At 68.6% G+C, this 19,207-nt stretch carries 15 protein-coding genes and 1 pseudogene; 10 read left to right on the top strand and 6 right to left on the bottom strand.

Going from position 1 to position 19,207, the window contains the following annotated elements; all coding sequences use genetic code 11:
• The first annotated feature begins 25 nt into the window (after positions 1 to 25).
• Positions 26 to 3,925, top strand: coding sequence for a DNA-directed RNA polymerase subunit beta' (locus QIS96_RS32500; protein WP_282546417.1), 3,900 nt, complete (start codon positions 26 to 28; stop codon positions 3,923 to 3,925).
• Between the two features lie 59 nt (positions 3,926 to 3,984).
• On the opposite strand, the gene QIS96_RS32495 is transcribed toward QIS96_RS32500, so the two are convergent.
• The 6 genes and pseudogenes from QIS96_RS32495 to QIS96_RS32470 all read right to left on the bottom strand — a co-directional run bounded on the left by QIS96_RS32495 (position 3,985) and on the right by QIS96_RS32470 (position 11,103).
• Entirely contained in the window at positions 3,985 to 5,451 is a 1,467-nt protein-coding gene (locus QIS96_RS32495) for a M48 family metalloprotease (RefSeq protein ID WP_282546416.1), read from the bottom strand.
• A 107-nt stretch (positions 5,452 to 5,558) separates the two neighbouring features.
• Entirely contained in the window at positions 5,559 to 6,095 is a 537-nt protein-coding gene (locus tag QIS96_RS32490; RefSeq protein WP_282546415.1) for a Pycsar system effector family protein, read from the bottom strand.
• Positions 6,092 to 7,240 (bottom strand): hypothetical protein, encoded by a 1,149-nt coding sequence (locus QIS96_RS32485; protein WP_282546414.1) that lies wholly within the window; start codon positions 7,238 to 7,240, stop codon positions 6,092 to 6,094. Before QIS96_RS32485 ends, QIS96_RS32490 begins: the two co-directional genes overlap by 4 nt.
• 41 nt (positions 7,241 to 7,281) lie before the next feature.
• Complete coding sequence (locus QIS96_RS32480; protein WP_282546413.1) at positions 7,282 to 9,465, bottom strand: hypothetical protein; 2,184 nt, start codon at positions 9,463 to 9,465, stop codon at positions 7,282 to 7,284.
• Positions 9,462 to 10,262: a hypothetical protein gene (locus QIS96_RS32475; protein ID WP_282546412.1), complete on the bottom strand. Its 801-nt coding sequence runs from the start codon at positions 10,260 to 10,262 to the stop codon at positions 9,462 to 9,464. Before QIS96_RS32475 ends, QIS96_RS32480 begins: the two co-directional genes overlap by 4 nt.
• A gap of 123 nt (positions 10,263 to 10,385) precedes the next feature.
• Positions 10,386 to 11,103: pseudogene (locus QIS96_RS32470) on the bottom strand (Crp/Fnr family transcriptional regulator).
• A 384-nt stretch (positions 11,104 to 11,487) separates the two neighbouring features.
• Here QIS96_RS32470 and rpsL point away from each other — a divergent pair.
• The 9 genes from rpsL (at position 11,488) to rplB (ending at position 19,196) form a co-directional block, all read left to right on the top strand.
• The gene (rpsL, locus tag QIS96_RS32465; protein WP_007265893.1) at positions 11,488 to 11,859 is read left to right on the top strand and encodes a 30S ribosomal protein S12; all 372 of its coding nucleotides are present in this window, start codon (positions 11,488 to 11,490) and stop codon (positions 11,857 to 11,859) included.
• Between the two features lie 2 nt (positions 11,860 to 11,861).
• On the top strand, positions 11,862 to 12,332 hold the full coding sequence (rpsG, locus tag QIS96_RS32460; RefSeq protein WP_282511190.1) for a 30S ribosomal protein S7: 471 nt from the start codon (positions 11,862 to 11,864) through the stop codon (positions 12,330 to 12,332).
• A gap of 39 nt (positions 12,333 to 12,371) precedes the next feature.
• On the top strand, positions 12,372 to 14,498 hold the full coding sequence (fusA, locus tag QIS96_RS32455; protein ID WP_282546411.1) for an elongation factor G: 2,127 nt from the start codon (positions 12,372 to 12,374) through the stop codon (positions 14,496 to 14,498).
• A 153-nt stretch (positions 14,499 to 14,651) separates the two neighbouring features.
• Positions 14,652 to 15,845: an elongation factor Tu gene (gene tuf / locus QIS96_RS32450; protein WP_282546410.1), complete on the top strand. Its 1,194-nt coding sequence runs from the start codon at positions 14,652 to 14,654 to the stop codon at positions 15,843 to 15,845.
• A gap of 525 nt (positions 15,846 to 16,370) precedes the next feature.
• Positions 16,371 to 16,679 (top strand): 30S ribosomal protein S10, encoded by a 309-nt coding sequence (gene rpsJ / locus QIS96_RS32445; protein WP_003948644.1) that lies wholly within the window; start codon positions 16,371 to 16,373, stop codon positions 16,677 to 16,679.
• 18 nt (positions 16,680 to 16,697) lie between these two features.
• Positions 16,698 to 17,342, top strand: coding sequence for a 50S ribosomal protein L3 (rplC, locus tag QIS96_RS32440; RefSeq protein WP_282535565.1), 645 nt, complete (start codon positions 16,698 to 16,700; stop codon positions 17,340 to 17,342).
• 8 nt (positions 17,343 to 17,350) lie between these two features.
• Positions 17,351 to 18,001 (top strand): 50S ribosomal protein L4, encoded by a 651-nt coding sequence (gene rplD, locus QIS96_RS32435; RefSeq protein ID WP_282546409.1) that lies wholly within the window; start codon positions 17,351 to 17,353, stop codon positions 17,999 to 18,001.
• Positions 18,001 to 18,321 (top strand): 50S ribosomal protein L23, encoded by a 321-nt coding sequence (gene rplW, locus QIS96_RS32430; protein ID WP_282546408.1) that lies wholly within the window; start codon positions 18,001 to 18,003, stop codon positions 18,319 to 18,321. The genes rplD and rplW overlap by 1 nt, the downstream gene beginning before the upstream one ends.
• 38 nt (positions 18,322 to 18,359) lie before the next feature.
• Complete coding sequence (gene rplB / locus QIS96_RS32425) at positions 18,360 to 19,196, top strand: 50S ribosomal protein L2 (protein ID WP_282546407.1); 837 nt, start codon at positions 18,360 to 18,362, stop codon at positions 19,194 to 19,196.
• The last annotated feature ends 11 nt before the right edge of the window (positions 19,197 to 19,207 follow it).

Below are 19,207 nucleotides of genomic sequence, written 5' to 3'. Positions count from 1 at the left end.
CCCCGAAAGAGGGATTGACGACAAAGTGCTCGACGTCAACTTCTTCGACGAGCTGCGGATCGGCCTTGCCACCGCGGACGACATCCGACAGTGGTCGCACGGCGAGGTCAAGAAGCCGGAGACCATCAACTACCGCACCCTGAAGCCCGAAAAGGACGGACTCTTCTGCGAGAAGATCTTCGGTCCGACCCGGGACTGGGAGTGCTACTGCGGCAAGTACAAGCGCGTCCGGTTCAAGGGCATCATCTGTGAGCGCTGTGGTGTCGAGGTCACTCGCGCCAAGGTGCGTCGTGAGCGGATGGGCCACATCGAGCTGGCCGCTCCCGTCACCCACATCTGGTACTTCAAGGGCGTTCCGTCGCGCCTCGGTTACCTGCTCGACCTGGCGCCGAAGGACCTTGAGAAGGTCATCTACTTCGCCGCGTACATGATCACGTTCGTGGACGAGGAGCGTCGTACCCGCGACCTGCCGTCCCTGGAGGCGCATGTCTCCGTCGAGCGTCAGCAGATCGAGAACCGTCGCGACTCCGACCTGGAGGCCCGCGCCAAGAAGCTTGAGACCGACCTGGCCGAGCTTGAGGCCGAGGGTGCCAAGGCCGATGTGCGCCGCAAGGTGCGCGAGGGCGCCGAGCGCGAGATGAAGCAGCTGCGCGACCGCGCCCAGCGCGAGATCGACCGTCTCGACGAGGTGTGGAACCGCTTCAAGAACCTCAAGGTCCAGGACCTCGAGGGCGACGAGCTGCTCTACCGCGAGCTGCGTGACCGCTTCGGCACGTACTTCGACGGCTCGATGGGCGCCGCTGCCCTGCAGAAGCGCCTGGAGTCCTTCGACCTGGACGAGGAGGCCGAGCGCCTCCGCGAGATCATCCGTACCGGCAAGGGCCAGAAGAAGACCCGTGCGCTCAAGCGCCTCAAGGTCGTCTCCGCGTTCCTGCAGACCAGCAACAGCCCCAAGGGCATGGTGCTCGACTGCGTGCCGGTCATCCCGCCGGACCTGCGTCCGATGGTGCAGCTGGACGGTGGCCGCTTCGCGACCTCCGACCTGAACGACCTGTACCGCCGTGTGATCAACCGCAACAACCGTCTGAAGCGCCTGCTCGACCTCGGTGCGCCCGAGATCATCGTGAACAACGAGAAGCGCATGCTTCAGGAGGCTGTTGACGCCCTCTTCGACAACGGTCGTCGTGGTCGCCCGGTGACCGGTCCGGGTAACCGCCCGCTGAAGTCCCTCAGCGACATGCTGAAGGGTAAGCAGGGTCGTTTCCGTCAGAACCTGCTCGGTAAGCGTGTGGACTACTCCGCGCGTTCCGTCATCGTCGTCGGCCCGCAGCTGAAGCTGCACCAGTGCGGTCTGCCGAAGGCCATGGCCCTGGAGCTCTTCAAGCCGTTCGTGATGAAGCGCCTGGTCGACCTGAACCACGCGCAGAACATCAAGAGCGCCAAGCGCATGGTGGAGCGCGGCCGCACGGTCGTGTACGACGTCCTCGAAGAGGTCATCGCCGAGCACCCGGTTCTCCTGAACCGTGCTCCCACCCTGCACCGCCTCGGCATCCAGGCCTTCGAGCCGCAGCTGGTCGAGGGCAAGGCCATTCAGATCCACCCGCTCGTCTGCACCGCGTTCAACGCGGACTTCGACGGTGACCAGATGGCCGTCCACCTGCCGCTCTCCGCGGAGGCGCAGGCCGAGGCCCGCATCCTGATGCTGTCCTCGAACAACATCCTCAAGCCGGCCGACGGCCGTCCGGTCACCATGCCGACCCAGGACATGGTGCTCGGTCTGTTCTTCCTCACGACCGACGAGGAAGAGCGCAAGGTCATCGGTGAGGGCCGGTCCTTCGGCTCCACGGCCGAGGCGATCATGGCGTTCGACGCCCGTGAGCTGTCGCTGCAGGCGAAGGTCGACATCCGCTTCCCGGTGGGCACCATTCCGCCGCGCGGCTGGACCCCGCCGGCCGTCGAGGAGGGCGAGCCCGAGTACCAGACGGGCGACAGCTTCCGGCTGCGTACGACCCTGGGCCGCGCGCTCTTCAACGAGCTGCTGCCCGAGGACTACCCCTTCGTCGACTACTCGGTGGGCAAGAAGCAGCTCTCCGAGATCGTCAACGACCTGGCGGAGCGCTACCCCAAGGTCATCGTGGCGGCGACGCTCGACAACCTGAAGGCGGCCGGCTTCTACTGGGCGACCCGTTCCGGTGTCACCGTGGCCATCTCCGACGTCGTCGTCCCGGCGGCGAAGAAGGAGATCGTCGCGGGCTACGAGGCGCAGGACGAGAAGGTCCAGAAGCAGTACGAGCGCGGTCTGATCACCAAGGACGAGCGCACCAACGAGCTCATCACCATCTGGACCCGCGCGACCAACGAGGTCGCCGAGGCGATGAACGCGAACTTCCCGAAGACCAACCCCATCTACATGATGGTGAACTCGGGTGCTCGCGGAAACATGATGCAGATGCGTCAGATCGCCGGTATGCGTGGTCTGGTGTCCAACGCCAAGAACGAGACCATCCCGCGTCCGATCAAGGCGTCGTTCCGTGAGGGTCTCTCCGTACTGGAGTACTTCATCTCCACGCACGGTGCCCGTAAGGGTCTGGCGGACACCGCCCTTCGTACCGCCGACTCCGGTTACCTGACCCGTCGTCTGGTGGACGTCTCGCAGGACGTCATCATCCGCGAGGAGGACTGTGGCACCGACCGCGGTCTGAAGCTGCGGATCGCCGTCAAGGGCGAGGACGGCGTGCTCCGCAAGACGGACGACGTCGAGACCTCGGTGTACGCCCGCATGCTGGCCGAGGACGTCGTCATCGACGGCAAGGTCATCGCGCCGGCCAACGTCGACCTCGGTGACGTGCTCATCGACGCCCTGGTCGCGCACGGTGTGGAGGAGGTCAAGACCCGCTCGGTCCTGACCTGTGAGTCCGCGGTCGGCACGTGTGCGTACTGCTACGGCCGTTCGCTCGCCACCGGCAAGCTGGTCGACATCGGTGAGGCGGTCGGCATCATCGCCGCCCAGTCCATCGGTGAGCCCGGCACGCAGCTGACGATGCGTACCTTCCACACCGGTGGTGTGGCCGGTGACGACATCACCCAGGGTCTGCCCCGTGTCGTCGAGCTCTTCGAGGCTCGTACGCCGAAGGGTGTCGCCCCGATCTCCGAGGCCGCGGGCCGGGTCCGCATCGAGGAGACCGAGAAGACCAAGAAGATCATCGTCACCCCGGACGACGGCAGCGACGAGACGGCGTTCCCGATCTCGAAGCGCGCCCGGCTCCAGGTGGCCGAGGGCGACCACGTCGAGGTGGGCCAGAAGCTCACCGTGGGTGCCACCAACCCGCACGACGTGCTGCGGATCCTCGGTCAGCGCGCGGTCCAGGTCCACCTGGTCGGCGAGGTCCAGAAGGTCTACAACTCGCAGGGTGTGTCGATCCACGACAAGCACATCGAGATCATCATCCGGCAGATGCTGCGCCGCGTGACGATCATCGAGTCCGGCGACGCCGAGCTGCTGCCCGGCGAGCTGGTCGAGCGCTCGAAGTTCGAGCACGAGAACCGTCGTGTGGTCCAGGAGGGCGGTCACCCGGCCTCCGGTCGTCCGCAGCTGATGGGTATCACCAAGGCCTCGCTGGCGACGGAATCCTGGCTGTCGGCCGCCTCCTTCCAGGAGACGACCCGAGTCCTGACGGATGCGGCGATCAACGCCAAGTCCGACAGCCTCATCGGCCTCAAGGAGAACGTCATCATCGGTAAGCTCATCCCGGCCGGTACGGGTCTGTCCCGCTACCGCAACATCCGGGTCGAGCCGACCGAGGAGGCCAAGGCCGCGATGTACTCGGCCGTCGGCTACGACGACATCGACTACTCGCCGTTCGGCACGGGCTCCGGCCAGGCGGTTCCGCTGGAGGACTACGACTACGGTCCGTACAACCAGTGAGCTAGTTGCTTGAGTTGAAGGGCGGTCACCCCCTGGGGGTGGCCGCCCTTCGGCGTTCCTCAGGGGGCGTGACTGGGGGTTCCGGCCTGGCGGTGGTGGAGGTGGTGCAGGCGGGTGTGGGGGTCGGGGTGCGGGTCGAGCAGTCGCGCGCGGACTGCCTTCTTCCGTTCGGCTTTCTTCCCGCCGGCTCTCTTCTCGTAGGCACTGTCGGATTTCCGTAGCTGCTGGTGTGGGTGAGGGCGCGTCTCTTCGTGCAGTACGGCGCTGAGTTGCTCGGCGAAGCCGAGGCTCGCCGCGTGCTCGTCGGCGCGCAGCTCGGCGCGACGGGAGACGGCGGCGGTCAGGTACGGGGTGACGAAGGGGAGGAGCACCAGGCCGTACGTCGCGGTCGCGAGCAGGGTCAGGACGATGGCCGCCAGGGCGCCGATCAGCAGCCGCGCACTCCAAGTGGGGCCCTTGAGGCGCTCGGCGAGCTGTCGCATCGGGTGCCGGAGCAGCCGGGCCGGCAGGGCGTACCAGCGGATCAGGAGGGCGGCCCGGGTGTGGCCGCGGACGTGGTGTCCGAGTTCGTGCGCGAGGACCGCGGAGAGTCGGGCGGCCGGCAGTTCGAGGGCTCGGCTCGTGACGGTGACGGTGCGGCCGACCGCCACGGACGCGTTGACGTCGCCGCTTTCCTCGACCCAGAGCTGGTACGCGCGCGGGTTCACGCCCGCGCGGGCGGCGACCTCGCGCCAGGCGTGCTGCAGCGCCCGGGTCTCGCCGGGGGTGGGCAGACGCAGCCCGAACAGCCGCCTGGCCAGGGCGTTTTCGCAGGCGCGGTGGCGGACGAGGGCGCCGCTGAGGGCCCAGACGCCGAGCGGCAGCCACCAGGGCGGGCCGCCGAACCCGTCCACGAACCGGGCGGCCACGCCGACGAGGGCGAGGCTGACCAGGAGCTGCGGTACGTGCAGGGCGAGGCGGCCGAGGGCGGTCGCGTCGAGGCCTCTGCGGGGTGCGGCCAGGTGGACTCGGCCGGGGTGGTGGGTGTGGTCGGTGCCGTCTTGCGGGGTGTGCGGGTCGCGGGAGTTGCGTGGGTCGTGTGGGTGTTGCGGGTTGTGCGGGTCGTTCCGGGCGTGGGCGGGTTCCGGTTCGGGCGGGGTGGTCGGCGGGTGGGGCGTGGGGGTGTCGCGGCGGGTTCTCCGGGGGCGGTCGGCGGTCGGGGTGCCGGTCGGCCAGGCGTCGAGGAGGTCCTGCAGGGACTGGGCCTCGCGTACGGCACGGGCCAGTTCGGGCCCGAGCGGGTCCTCCGCCGACTTCTCGTCGAGGGAGGGCGGCGGGGTCTTCCCGTCGGACGGGACGCGGGGCGGCGGGATGCTCGACAGCCCCTTGAAGGTCGGGGCCGACACCGCCTCTTTCGACGCCGCCTCCCTCGACGGTGCTCGCTTCCCGGGCGGGGCGCCCTTCTTCGGGGAGGCCTTCCTCTGCTGGGCCTCTCCCTTCTGCGGGCTCGGTTTCTCCGGTTCTTCGGGGGCGTGCGGCACGGACATGGGGTTCCTCCGGGGTGCGTACGTGGGGGAGCGGGGCCGGTCGTTCGCGCGGCGGGGAGCGGTCAGGCGACAAGCGGTCAGACGACAGGCGGTCAGGCGATGAGCCGTCAGTCGATGAGCAGGGCCGCAGGGAGCAGGACCGAGGCGCTGCCGAACGCGGTGAGTCCGGCGCGTATCCAGAAGTTCTTGCGGGCGGCGATGCGGCTGGTCTCGGCGAGGGCGAGGAGCAGCGCCTGGTGCGGCTCGCCGTCGGTCTGGTGCAGGGCGGTGCTGAGGCAGCCGGACCGGGTGGCGCGGTGGATGTCGCCGAAGTAGGTGAGCGGGCGGCCGGGGGCCCAGGCGTGCCGGCTGTGCCGCGGGACGACGGCGAGCAGCAGGGCCAGGAGCGCCGCGATCAGGGCGGCTCCGCCGGTCCACCACAGCAGGGCGGCCGGGGCGGAGAGCCTGGTGAGGGTCGAGCCTCGGCTGGTCAGCAGGGTGCCGAGCGCGGCGGCGGTGATGCCGAGCACGCCGACGAGGACGGTGGCCTTGGTGTCGGCCCTGGCCAGCTCGACGCGGAGGTCGGCGAGGAGGCGTGCGCCCGCGCGGGACTGGGCGGCTTCGGGTGCCGCGGGCCGGCTCGGTCGGGGCGGCGCGGCGGTCATGTGGCGGACTCCGGGGGGTGGGGGCGGTTCTTGGAGAGGTGGTCCTTGGAGAGGCGGTCCGGGGAGGGCAGTTCGGGGTGCTCGGGGCCGTCGGAGTCCGTGGTCCTGCTGGTCGCCCGCAGGATGGCGGTCATGCGTGCGGCGATCAGTTCGTGCGGCTCGTCGAGCTGGTGCTCCTCCAGCCGTTCGTTGTCCAACGCCGCCTTGATCAGGTCGAGTTGGGCCAGGAGCAGCTCCGACTGATCCGCCTTGAGGCGGTCCAGGACCGTACTGGTGTCCTGGGGGTGGATCGCCAGGTGCAGGGCGAGCGCGGCGGTGCCGCCCTTGGCCAGCTGGCGCTCGTAGAAGTCGAGGCGGGCGGTCCTGCGCTCGACCTCCTGCTGATCGCGGCGCTGCCACGCCTGGTGCTCCGGAGTCGCCGCCTCCGCCTCGTGCCGCGCGGTCCGCAGCCGGCTCTGGTGGTGCCGCTCCGCCGCGTCCCGCCGCAGCCGTACGGAGCAGGAGACGCGGAGCCCTTCGGCCTCGCCCACCGCCTCGGCGGCATCCAGGGTCTGCTGGACGGCCACCTCGGCGGCGGCGCTCGCATCGATGGCGTACGCGCGGCTCGTCCGCCGCATGAGGGGGAGGAGGCGCCGGGTGAGCAGGCCGGGGACGTCGCGCTCCTGGCTCCGTACGAACGCCTCGGGGTCGACGACGCGCCACGTCACGTCCACGCCGACCTCGAACTCGAAGCTGTCCTCGTCGCTCGGCAGCGGCACCCGCAAGGGGAAGGAGTGCGGGTCCGTGTTCACCTCGTACAGGGCGGCGTACCTGCGCAGCGTCGTGGGCCGGTGCGGCGGCAGGTAGGTCTCGTACGAGCCGTTGCGGGTGACGAAGACCAGGGCGTGGTCGACGCGCCCGACGTAACGGCGGCCGCCCAGGCCGAAGCGGGGGAGCTGCCACACGGCGCGTACGGGGTCGGGGTCCGACTGCCCTTCCGCGGGCGGGAGTTGAGAGACCTGGCCCCGGCCCGGGTGGTGCGGGCGCAGCTCGTCCTCCTCGTCGAGCAGATCGAGCAGGCCGTCGGACAGTGACTCGGGCGCGGCCCCGGCCGACCCGGGCCGGGCTCGTACGGGAGGTTCGGACGGTGGGCCGAAGAGATCCATCGGGGCCTCCTTGAGGGCGGGTGGTGGTGCGGCGCGAACGGTCAGGGAGCGTCGATCTGCGCGAGCAGCCGCGCGGCGACCGGTGCGTGCTCCCGCTCCGCGGCACGCGTCGTACGCAGCAGATGCGTGATGCGCCGACGGTCGGGGAGGCTGCGTGCGAGTTCCCCGAACAGCGCGGCGAGGGCGGGCTCGGAGGCGGATTCCGGGTCGCGGCCGGCCGCGAGGACCCAGCGGCGCAGGACGGCGAGCGCGTCCGTGGTCGCCCGGCGGTCCGCGAGCGCCGAACGCCAGAACGCGATCAGGTCGTCGGCCGTGGCGGTGTCCCCGCTCTCGACGGCGTGCGCGTACCAGTCCAGAACGGTGGGCCGGCCGCTGCCCTCGTCCGACTGACCGCAGGCCTGGAGGAAGGCGGGCACCGCGTGGGCGCGTACGCGTCGGGCGCTCGGGAGAAGCGCCGCAAGCTTTCCCAGCACGGGTTGCCCCACGGAGAGGAGCAGGAGCTCCAGGGCGTCGGCGAACTGCTGGTCCGCCTCGCTGACCTTCTGCCGGGCCTTCTGCCGGGTCTTCTTCCGGGCCTGGGCCTGCGGTCGGTCGCTCTCCTCCTCGGGCTCGTCGTCGGCGGCCCCCGGCTGCGCGCGAATCGCATCCAGCAGCGCCGTGAGCGCCTCCTCGTGGAACAGCGGCCCCAGCAGACCGAAGGCGCGGATCGCGGTCCAGCGGCGGCGCTCCGCCCCACCGGTGCACCACTCGTGCAGGATCCGCAGCACGGTCCGGTCCTCGGGGGTCGCGAGGAGCTGGGTCATGGTGAGCGCGTTGGCGGCGGTGAGCCAGGAGTTGGGGTCGCGGTCGTCCGCCCACGGTTCGATGAGGTGGGCCATGGCGGCCGAGAGGTCGGCGGTGGCCAGCTGCGCGGCCGCCGACGCGGCCCGGGTGCGGACCAGGGGGCGCCGGTCCTCGGCCAGCTCGCGGAGCCATGCCGCGACATCGACGCGGGCGGACGGGTGCAGGTTCCACACCTCGTCGAGCAGGAGCCCCGGCGTCCGCTCGTCCAGGAAGGACGCGCAGAACTTGCCGTCCAGCGGCCCCCACTCGGTGACCTCCGCGGTGACGTACCCGTGGGCGCGGGCCAGCTGGAGCCGCTCCTCCCGCGAACTGCCGAAGACGGGCACCCGGCGCGGGACTTCGGGGTCGTCGGTCTTCTGCAGCCGTACGAAGAGAGCGTCGCTGAGCTCGGCGGTCACCGCGTAGGGCGACTTGTCGAACACGGCGAGGGAGATCAGGAAGGCCTTCTCGCGCAGTTCGGCCTGCGGGTCGGTGAGCCAGCGCGTGACCTGCGCGGCCACCGCGGTCTGCCCGTAGGCGGCGAGCGTCCCTTCGCCGATCTCACCGCGGTGGTACGCGACGAGCCGCTCGGCGAACTCCCTTATCTCGTCCGGCCGATGGCTCCGGTCCAGGAACTCCTTCGCCGCGGGCAGCCCGCACAGCTCGGCCCAGGCGGCCGAGCCGACCTCGTGCGTCACATGGGCCTGCAGCATCTCCTCGGTGGAGGGCGGCTCCCACCGTACGAACGGGATCTCGCCCAAGGGCGCCGAGGGCTCGACGGTGACGACCAGGTGGGCGTCGGCGCGCTCCAACTTCTCCTGCAGTACGAGTAGTTGGGGCAGGAGGAGCGGGCTCTTCCGGCTGACGGGCAGGTTGGACAACAGATATCCGCCCGGGGCGTCGAACTGGTCGGGCAGGGCCGCGAAGGGGGTGTCCTCGGCGATGGCGCGCATCCGCCCGACGCCCAGCCGGTGCAGCAGCATCAGGGCGGCCGTCCGGCGACCGGTGTCCCGCCCGCCGGACAGGAACACGACCCTGGCCGTCGACAGCCGCTCCCGCGCCTCGTCGAAGCTCGGGCATCCGCGGAAGGTCTGGAGCAGGGTCCGGACCTCCGACGCGGGGATCGGCCCGGAAGCGGGGATCGGCCCGCGCGACCCCTCTCCGGGGCTGCCGAGGTTGATGATCGTGTTGCCGTAGTGGGTGCCGCCGCTCTGGCCGAACTGGTCGCGGCCGACCAGCGTCGAGACGATGTCGGGGCCGTGGGCGAGGAGGTCCCGGCGCGCGGCCCACGCCGGCTGCCGGTGGGGTTCCTGGCCCTCGGCCTCGCCCTCCTTCTTCCGCTGCTCGCCGTCCTGCGCGCCCTCGCCCTCCGCCTTGCCGCCGGCCCCCTCCGCCGGGTTCACGCCCGCCCGCCGTTGCCGCGCTCGCCGAAGTTGAAGGTCAGGTCACCGCGGTTGTCGCCCCCGGCGATGCCGTACTGACCGCCGTTGATCAAGGGCCCGCCCTGCCCGGCGGGGGCACCCGGCGCGGCCTGAGCACCCGGCACGGCAGGCCCGGAGGAGTCGGAGGGCTCGGAGGCCTCGGTGAGGGCGGAGGGGTCAGCAGGCTCGGCGGGCTTCTGCAGGTCCGGGTCGGGCAACCCGTGCACCCAAGCCACCGTCGGCCCCTCCTTCGTTTCCACCGGCACCGGGCGGAAGTCCTCCGCTCGTACGCCGAGGGGGCCGTGGCGGACGACGCCCTGGTAGACCGCCTCGGACACGCACAGCACGCTGTCCTCGCCGCGCTGCTTGAGCGCCTCGCGCAGGGGGTCGGAGTTCAGCAGCCGTACGGCGTGGTTGAGGTCCGAGCCGACCCAGCCGCCGAGGTCGTCGACGGCGACGTAGCCGGACGAGAGCACGATCCGGAGCCGCATCTGCGCGCCGGTCGCGAGCAGCCGGTTCTTGCTGTGGAGCTGCGCGGGCGCCTCCGTCAGGAGGGACTTCACCAGCGTCGACACGGAGACCCGGGTGTCGATCAGCTCCATCACGGAGTCACCGCGGTCCGCCCGCATCCGGGCGGTCTCGTCCACGGCGGCCGCGGCCAGGGTGCCGTCGACCACGTCGTACAGGATGCGTCGCAAGTACGCCTGTTCCACGTCGTCGCGGGAGCCGTACTGCTCGATGTCGAAGAGCAGGATCGTGCGGTACACGGGGTCGGTCATGGGGTGCCTCTCGCTCGCTCCGTCGTTGCTCAGCACGATGGCCGGACGCGGACGAGCGGCAGAGGGCCGATGACACGGACGGTCTGTGACCGTGTGCACAGACAGCGGAACGCTGATGTGCCGTCAGGCGGAGCCCTCGCCGATGATGCGCCGCAGCACATCAGTACGGAGGACGACGATGCGCCGCCGCCGGGTCGCGACGACCTTGCGGGCCCGCAACTCCTTGAGCAGCCGCGCCACCGCCTCCCGGGACGACCCGACCGAGCCGGCGAACTCCTGCTGGCTCAGGCCGATGCCGAGCTCGATGCCCTCCGCGGTGCGGTTGCCGTGCGTACGGACCAGTTCGAGGAGCAGCACGGCCAGCCGCTCCCGCACGCTCAGGGCCGCCCATTCCAGGCGGCGCCGGTCGGTCGAGCGCTGCCGGTCCGTGGCGAGCCCGAGGAGCTGCAGCGCGACCGGGGCGTTGCCGGACAGGAACGCGGTGAACCGGTGCTGGTCGATGGCGACGGCCTCGACGGGTTCGAGCGCCGTCACGGTGGCCGAGCGGTGCCGGCCGCTGAGCGCGGCGCCCTCGCCGATGATGTCGCCGGGACCGCGCAGCGCGAGCAGCGCCTCGTACCCGTTGGCGGCAAGGGCCGTGACCTTGGTCCAGCCGTGCAGGAGCAGCAGTACGTGGGTGGAGGGCTCGTCCTGGTGCATGAGGACGTCGCGGGCCCGGTACTTCAGGGGGGCGGCCGATCGCGAGCAGGGCGACGCGGTCGTCCTTCTCCAGGCGCGCGAGGAACGGCACCCGGTCGTCGAAACCGTCGTCGTCCCACGCATGGGTACGCGCCTCGGCCATTGCCGCCCCCGTGTCCTAGGTGCCGAATCCGTCACTCGGCGATCACTCAACGTACTTGACGGGGGCATGCGGGAAACGGGCGAGAATCGGCCGACGTGTCCGGACCGCGACTCCGCAGGACCGGAAGGGTTTCCGGCGTGTCCCGGCCCATCGCATTTGTTTTGACCCAGATCCATGAGGTAGGTACGCTCAGACCTTGTGCCTGGGGTGTGCCCTGGCTCCCGTGCGTGTCCTCAACCGCAAGGGACGTCGTGAACGGCCACCGCAATCCGTGCCCCTCTCGCCTTACGGCAGGAGTCTGCGGGATTCGACACACCCGACCGCGTGGGTCGGCAAAGTTCCAGGTTAGCTTTACTCATACGGCACACAGAAACCGGAGAAGTAGTGCCTACGATCCAGCAGCTGGTCCGTAAGGGCCGGCAGGACAAGGTCGAAAAGACGAAGACCCCGGCCCTTGAGGCTTCGCCTCAGCGTCGTGGCGTCTGCACGCGTGTGTTCACCACCACCCCCAAGAAGCCGAACTCGGCGCTGCGGAAGGTCGCGCGTGTGCGTCTGACCTCGGGCATCGAGGTCACGGCCTACATCCCGGGTGAGGGGCACAACCTGCAGGAGCACTCCATCGTGCTCGTGCGTGGCGGTCGTGTGAAGGACCTGCCGGGTGTTCGCTACAAGATCATCCGTGGTGCGCTCGACACCCAGGCGGTCAAGAACCGCAAGCAGGCCCGCAGCCGCTACGGCGCCAAGAAGGAGAAGTAAGAATGCCTCGTAAGGGCCCCGCCCCGAAGCGCCCGGTCATCATCGACCCGGTCTACGGTTCTCCTCTGGTGACGTCGCTCATCAACAAGGTGCTGCTGAACGGCAAGCGCTCCACCGCCGAGCGCATCGTGTACGGCGCCATGGAGGGTCTGCGCGACAAGACCGGCAACGACCCGATCATCACCCTGAAGCGTGCGCTTGAGAACATCAAGCCCACCCTCGAGGTCAAGTCCCGCCGTGTCGGTGGCGCGACCTACCAGGTGCCGATCGAGGTCAAGCCCGGCCGCGCCAACACCCTCGCGCTCCGCTGGCTCGTCGGCTACTCGCGCGCTCGCCGCGAGAAGACGATGACCGAGCGTCTGATGAACGAGCTGCTCGACGCCTCCAACGGCCTCGGCGCAGCCGTGAAGAAGCGCGAGGACACGCACAAGATGGCCGAGTCCAACAAGGCCTTCGCGCACTACCGCTGGTAGTCGCAACCCACATCGAGACCGAGAGAAGACTGAAGCCTTATGGCTACCACTTCGCTTGACCTGGCCAAGGTGCGCAACATCGGCATCATGGCCCACATCGACGCGGGCAAGACGACCACCACCGAGCGGATCCTGTTCTACACCGGCGTCTCGTACAAGATCGGTGAGGTCCACGACGGCGCTGCCACGATGGACTGGATGGAGCAGGAGCAGGAGCGTGGTATCACCATCACCTCCGCTGCCACCACCTGTCACTGGCCGCTCGAGAACGTCGACCACACGATCAACATCATCGACACCCCTGGGCACGTCGACTTCACCGTTGAGGTGGAGCGCTCCCTGCGTGTTCTCGACGGTGCTGTGACCGTGTTCGACGGTGTGGCCGGCGTCGAGCCCCAGTCCGAGACCGTTTGGCGTCAGGCGGACCGCTACGGCGTTCCGCGTATCTGCTTCGTCAACAAGCTCGACCGTACGGGTGCCGAGTTCCACCGCTGCGTCGACATGATCGTCGACCGCCTGGGTGCGACCCCGATCGTCATGCAGCTGCCCATCGGTGCAGAGGCCGACTTCCAGGGCGTCGTCGACCTCGTCACCATGAAGGCGTACGTCTGGTCGGCCGAGGCCGCCAAGGGCGAGGCCTACGACACCGTCGACATCCCGGCCACGCACACCGAGGCCGCCGACGAGTGGCGCGGCAAGCTCCTCGAGACCGTCGCCGAGAACGACGAAGAGATGATGGAGCTGTACCTCGAGGGCACCGAGCCCACCGAGGAGCAGCTGTACGCGGCGATCCGTCGCATCACCATCGCCTCCGGCAAGGGCTCCGGCACCACCGTCACCCCGGTGTTCTGCGGTACCGCGTTCAAGAACAAGGGCGTTCAGCCCCTGCTCGACGCCGTCGTGCGCTACCTGCCCTCCCCCCTGGACGTCGAGGCCATCGAGGGCCACGACCCCAAGGACGCGGAGAAGGTCATCGAGCGCAAGCCGGCCGAGTCCGAGCCGCTGTCGGCCCTCGCGTTCAAGATCGCGAGCGACCCGCACCTCGGCAAGCTCACCTTCATCCGGGTCTACTCGGGTCGCCTGGAGGCCGGCACCGCGGTGCTGAACTCCGTCAAGGGCAAGAAGGAGCGCATCGGCAAGATCTACCGCATGCACGCGAACAAGCGTGAGGAGATCGACTCGGTGGGCGCCGGCGACATCGTCGCCGTCATGGGCCTGAAGCAGACCACCACCGGTGAGACGCTGTCCGACGACAAGAACCCGGTCATCCTGGAGTCCATGGACTTCCCGGCGCCGGTCATTCAGGTCGCCATCGAGCCCAAGTCCAAGGGTGACCAGGAGAAGCTGGGTGTCGCCATCCAGCGTCTCGCGGAGGAGGACCCCTCCTTCCAGGTGCACTCGGACGAGGAGACCGGCCAGACCATCATCGGTGGTATGGGCGAGCTCCACCTCGACGTCCTTGTCGACCGCATGAAGCGGGAGTTCAAGGTCGAGGCCAACGTCGGCAAGCCGCAGGTCGCGTACCGCGAGACGATCCGCAAGGCCGTCGAGCGCGTGGACTTCACGCACAAGAAGCAGACCGGTGGTACCGGTCAGTTCGCGAAGGTCCAGATCGCGATCGAGCCCATCGAGGGCGGCGACTCGTCGTACGAGTTCGTCAACAAGGTCACCGGTGGCCGCATCCCCAAGGAGTACATCCCCTCGGTGGACGCGGGTGCGCAGGAGGCCATGCAGTTCGGCATCCTGGCGGGCTACGAGATGACGGGCGTTCGCGTCACGCTCATCGACGGCGCCTACCACGAGGTCGACTCCTCCGAGCTCGCCTTCAAGATCGCCGGTTCGCAGGCGTTCAAGGAGGCCGCGCGCAAGGCCAGCCCCGTGCTGCTCGAGCCGATGATGGCCGTCGAGGTCACCACGCCCGAGGACTACATGGGCGAGGTCATCGGCGACATCAACTCCCGCCGTGGCAACATCCAGGCCATGGAGGAGCGCGCCGGCGCCCGCGTCGTGAAGGGCCTCGTGCCGCTCTCGGAGATGTTCGGCTACGTCGGCGACCTCCGCAGCAAGACCTCGGGTCGCGCAAGCTACTCGATGCAGTTCGACTCCTACGCCGAGGTTCCCCGGAACGTCGCCGAGGAGATCATCGCGAAGGCCAAGGGCGAGTAACTCACCCGAGTTCACGCTTTAGGCTTGTCACCGGAGCCTGCTGGGGCATTCCGTCCGATTCCGTGACGGAGTGCCCCGGGCCCCGGCATCCCAGCAAAGATCACCTGGCGCCGATGAGTAAGGCGTACCAGAACCACTCCACAGGAGGACCCAGTGGCGAAGGCGAAGTTCGAGCGGACTAAGCCGCACGTCAACATCGGCACCATCGGTCACATTGACCACGGTAAGACGACCCTCACGGCCGCCATTACCAAGGTGCTGCACGACGCGTACCCGGACCTGAACGAGGCCTCGGCCTTCGACCAGATCGACAAGGCTCCTGAGGAGCGCCAGCGCGGTATCACCATCTCCATCGCGCACGTCGAGTACCAGACCGAGGCGCGTCACTACGCCCACGTCGACTGCCCGGGTCACGCGGACTACATCAAGAACATGATCACGGGTGCCGCGCAGATGGACGGCGCCATCCTCGTGGTCGCCGCCACCGACGGCCCGATGCCGCAGACCAAGGAGCACGTGCTCCTGGCCCGCCAGGTCGGCGTTCCGTACATCGTCGTCGCCCTGAACAAGGCCGACATGGTGGACGACGAGGAGATCCTGGAGCTCGTCGAGCTCGAGGTCCGTGAGCTCCTCTCCGAGTACGAGTTCCCGGGCGACGACGTTCCGGTCGTCAAGGTCTCGGCTCTGAAGGCCCTCGAGGGCGACAAGGAGTGGGGCAACTCCGTCCTCGAGCTCATGAACGCCGTCGACACCGCCATCCCGGAGCCGGAGCGCGACGTCGACAAGCCGTTCCTCATGCCGATCGAGGACGTCTTCACGATCACCGGTCGTGGCACCGTCGTCACCGGTCGTATCGAGCGTGGTGTCCTCAAGGTCAACGAGACCGTCGACATCATCGGCATCAAGACCGAGAAGACCACCACCACGGTCACCGGCATCGAGATGTTCCGGAAGCTCCTCGACGAGGGCCAGGCCGGTGAGAACGTCGGTCTGCTCCTCCGCGGCATCAAGCGCGAGGACGTCGAGCGCGGCCAGGTCATCATCAAGCCGGGCTCGGTCACCCCGCACACCGAGTTCGAGGCCCAGGCGTACATCCTGTCGAAGGACGAGGGTGGCCGTCACACCCCCTTCTTCAACAACTACCGCCCGCAGTTCTACTTCCGTACGACGGACGTGACCGGCGTCGTGACCCTCCCCGAGGGCACCGAGATGGTCATGCCGGGTGACAACACCGAGATGAAGGTGGAGCTCATCCAGCCCGTCGCCATGGAGGAGGGCCTCAAGTTCGCCATCCGTGAGGGTGGCCGGACCGTCGGCGCCGGCCAGGTCACCAAGATCGTCAAGTAATTTGACGCTCTGACCTGGTAGCTCCTTCGAGCTACAGCTCAAGTCGAAGCCCCCGTACGCGAGTTGCGTACGGGGGCTTCGGCCGTTTTCTCAACTGTTCGGTGGGGAGCCGGGTTTGACAAGACCTCTTCGAGGGGTACGCTTCCGGGCCCCGATTGGCGTCCGGTGCGACCCATATGGCACACTGTCCAGGTTGCTCGGTTGAGTGCCGATGCTGTGCGCCTCCCGCCGGGAGGACCGGAAGCGAGTCCCACAGTACTCGTCGCCCCAACTGCCCTCGAGGCAGCGCTGGGACGGACGTACGGGAATCTTCCGGGAAGCTCAGCGCGGGACCCCAGCCAGGCACCTGGTGGGTTTCTTCCCCCAGCTCTTGCGGCCTTGGGCCGCGGTTCCTGTAGCAGGGAAATCCGTACGGATATCTCTGTCAGCGGGACCGCGACACGCCCGACCGCGTGGGTCGGAGGAAGTGTGAAACAGGGCCCCCAGGAGCCAGAGCGTTTCGAGACAAAGGACTACTAAGTAGCCATGGCGGGACAGAAGATCCGCATCCGGCTCAAGGCCTACGACCACGAGGTCATCGACTCCTCGGCGAAGAAGATCGTCGAGACGGTGACGCGTACTGGTGCGTCGGTCGCGGGCCCGGTGCCGCTGCCTACCGAGAAGAACGTGTACTGCGTCATCAAGTCGCCGCACAAGTACAAGGACTCGCGCGAGCACTTCGAGATGCGCACGCACAAGCGCCTGATCGACATCCTCGACCCGACGCCGAAGACCGTTGACTCCCTGATGCGACTCGACCTCCCGGCCGGTGTCGACATCGAGATCAAGCTCTGAGGGCCGGTGATCTGAGAGATGGCTAAGCAGATCAAGGGCATCCTGGGCGAGAAGCTCGGCATGACTCAGGTGTGGGACGACAACAACCGCGTTGTCCCCGTCACCGTCGTCAAGGCCGGCCCGAACGTCGTGACCCAGGTCCGTACGAACGACACCGACGGCTACGAGTCGGTCCAGATCGCCTTCGGCGAGATCGACCCTCGCAAGGTGAACAAGCCCCTCAAGGGCCACTTCGCCAAGGCCGACGTGACCCCGCGCCGCCACCTGGTGGAGCTCCGTACCTCCGACGCCAGCGAGTACACGCTCGGCCAGGAGATCACTGCCGAGGTCTTCGAGTCCGGCGTCAAGGTTGACGTCACGGGCAAGACCAAGGGCAAGGGCTTCGCCGGTGTCATGAAGCGTCACAACTTCAAGGGCGGCAAGTCTTCCCACGGTGCCCACCGTGTGCACCGTATGCCCGGTTCCATCGGTGGCTGCGCCACCCCCGGTCGTGTCTTCAAGGGCATGCGGATGGCCGGTCGCATGGGCAACGAGCGGGTCACCACCCAGAACCTGACCGTCCACGCCGTTGACGCGGAGAAGGGCCTGCTGCTCATCAAGGGCGCGGTTCCTGGTCCGAACGGCGGCCTCGTCCTGGTCCGTACCGCGGCCAAGGGGGCCTGAGGTAACCGATGAGCACCATTGACATCCTTTCGCCGGTTGGCGACAAGGCCGGGTCCGTCGAGCTCCCCGCGGAGATCTTCGACGCCAAGGTCAGCGTTCCGCTGATCCACCAGGTTGTTGTCGCGCAGCTGGCCGCTGCCCGCCAGGGCACGCACAAGACCAAGACTCGCGGCGAGGTCCGCGGCGGTGGCCGCAAGCCGTACCGCCAGAAGGGCACCGGCCGCGCGCGCCAGGGTTCGACCCGTGCGCCGCAGTTCGCCGGCGGTGGCGTTGTCCACGGCCCCGTGCCGCGTGACTACTCGCAGCGGACCCCGAAGAAGATGAAGGCCGCCGCCCTGCGCGGTGCCCTCACCGACCGGGCCCGTCACAACCGCATCCACGTCGTGTCCGACGTGGTCGCGGGCGACGTCTCCACCAAGGCCGCCAAGACCCTCCTGGGCAAGGTCAGCGAGCGCAAGAACGTGCTCCTGGTCGTCACCCGCGAGGACGAGAAGGCCCTGCTGTCCGCCCGCAACCTGCCCCAGGTGCACATCCTGGAGCCGGGCCAGCTGAACACGTACGACGTGCTCGTCTCGGACGACGTGGTCTTCACCAAGGCCGCCTTCGACTCCTTCGTCGCTGGCCCCAAGGCCGCTGAGACCGAAGGGAGCGAGGCCTGATGTCTGAGGCCACCGTCACCAGCAAGACCTTCACCGACCCGCGCGACGTTCTCGTCAAGCCGGTTGTTTCGGAGAAGAGCTACGCCCTGCTCGACGAGAACAAGTACACGTTCATCGTCGCGCCCGGCGCCAACAAGACCCAGATCAAGCAGGCCGTCGAGGCGGTCTTCTCGGTCAAGGTCACCGGGGTCAACACGATCAACCGCCAGGGCAAGCGCAAGCGCACCCGCACCGGTTTCGGCAAGCGCGCCAACACCAAGCGCGCCATCGTGACCCTCGCCGAGGGCGACCGTATCGACATCTTCGGCCAGGCCTCCTAACGGAGCGCCCTGGTCCGATATCGGACGAGGACTGAGAAATGGGAATCCGCAAGTACAAGCCGACTACGCCGGGCCGTCGTGGCTCCTCCGTAGCCGACTTCGTCGAGATCACGCGGTCCACGCCGGAGAAGTCGCTGGTCCGCCCCCTGCACAGCAAGGGCGGCCGTAACAATTCCGGTCGTGTGACCGTCCGCCACCAGGGCGGTGGCCACAAGCGCGCCTACCGAGTGATCGACTTCCGTCGTCACGACAAGGACGGCGTGCCGGCGAAGGTCGCGCACATCGAGTACGACCCCAACCGCACCGCGCGCATCGCGCTGCTGCACTACGCAGACGGCGAGAAGCGCTACATCATCGCTCCGCGTGGCCTGAACCAGGGCGACCGGATCGAGAACGGCCCCGGCGCCGACATCAAGCCCGGCAACAACCTGGCGCTCCGCAACATCCCGGTCGGTACCACGATCCACGCGATCGAGCTCCGTCCCGGTGGTGGCGCGAAGTTCGCCCGCTCCGCGGGTGCCTCCGTGCAGCTGCTTGCGAAGGAGGGCTCGATGGCCCACCTCCGCATGCCGTCCGGAGAGATCCGTCTGGTCGACGTCCGCTGCCGCGCCACCATCGGCGAGGTCGGCAACGCCGAGCAGTCGAACATCAACTGGGGTAAGGCCGGCCGCAAGCGCTGGCTGGGCGTCCGACCCACCGTTCGTGGTGTCGTGATGAACCCGGTTGACCACCCGCACGGTGGTGGTGAGGGCAAGACCTCCGGTGGTCGCCACCCGGTCTCGCCCTGGGGCAAGAAGGAAGGCCGTACTCGTTCGCCCAAGAAGGCGTCGAACAAGTACATCGTCCGCCGCCGCAAGACGAACAAGAAGCGCTAAGGACGGGTTGA

This window comes from Streptomyces cavernicola, assembly GCF_029968035.1.
In the GTDB taxonomy this organism is placed as follows: domain Bacteria; phylum Actinomycetota; class Actinomycetes; order Streptomycetales; family Streptomycetaceae; genus Streptomyces; species Streptomyces cavernicola.
Note: the sequence above shows the minus strand (reverse complement) of the source record. Positions and strands in the feature narration are given on the sequence as shown.